The organism is Acinetobacter sp. RF14B (genome assembly GCF_006864105.1).
GTDB classification, from domain to species: domain Bacteria; phylum Pseudomonadota; class Gammaproteobacteria; order Pseudomonadales; family Moraxellaceae; genus Acinetobacter; species Acinetobacter lwoffii_C.
In genome coordinates, this window is the sequence record NZ_SMTB01000205.1 from 1 (window position 1) to 780 (window position 780).

General features: G+C 49.9%; 1 protein-coding gene. It reads right to left on the bottom strand.

The genetic code is table 11. The features are described 5' to 3' along the window. A partial coding sequence (locus tag E2K52_RS14520) for a 1-deoxy-D-xylulose-5-phosphate synthase N-terminal domain-containing protein (protein ID WP_227548257.1) occupies positions 1 to 780 on the bottom strand: 780 nt, incomplete at both ends.

A 780-nucleotide genomic window follows, 5' to 3' on the forward strand; every position in this document is an offset into this window, starting at 1 on the left:
GCAATGGCAACGTCAAAGAAACGTTCCGGATAGTCTTTGGCAAACTGGACCATGCCTGAACCTTCGCACATGGCGGGAGTAATGGCCAGTAGGCGTTTATCCTGTGCGGCCTCATCACAGAGCCATTGCCCGAATACGTCTGAATATTTGGGCGCCATCTTGACTGCTGCGACCGCATTCAGTTTGCCAATGGCATGATATTTAATCTGATCCGATTCAGCAGGTGCAAAACCTTTACCTTTTTTGGTGTAGACATGAATCAGACGTGGTCCGGTCCGCTTTTTCAGGGCATTAAATACATGAACCAGTTGCTGGACATCATGACCATCATAAGGACCGAAGTAATCAAAACCAATGGCTTTAAACAGGTTATCAGCGGCATCAGTTGCCGCGCTGTGCAAGCGTGAGTTATACAGCCATTCTGGATGTGGCTGTACATAGGCCTCCCCCTCTTCGGTCACATTGACAAATTCACCACGCTCCCAGATTGCTGCAAGATGCTTGGCAAAACCGCCCGTACTGCATGAAATTGACATATCATTGTCATTTAATACAACCATCAGGTTGGCATGATGTGCCACCGCATCATTCATGGCTTCAAAGGCCATACCTGCGGTCATGGCACCATCGCCAATAATTGAAACCACTTCACAGGGGTCATTCTGATAACGACGTGCCAGTGCCATGCCCAAGCCGGCAGAAATTGCGGTGGAAGAGTGGCCTACCCCGAAGGTATCAAACTCGGATTCGTCACGGGCTGGAAACGCAGCCAGACCGTCC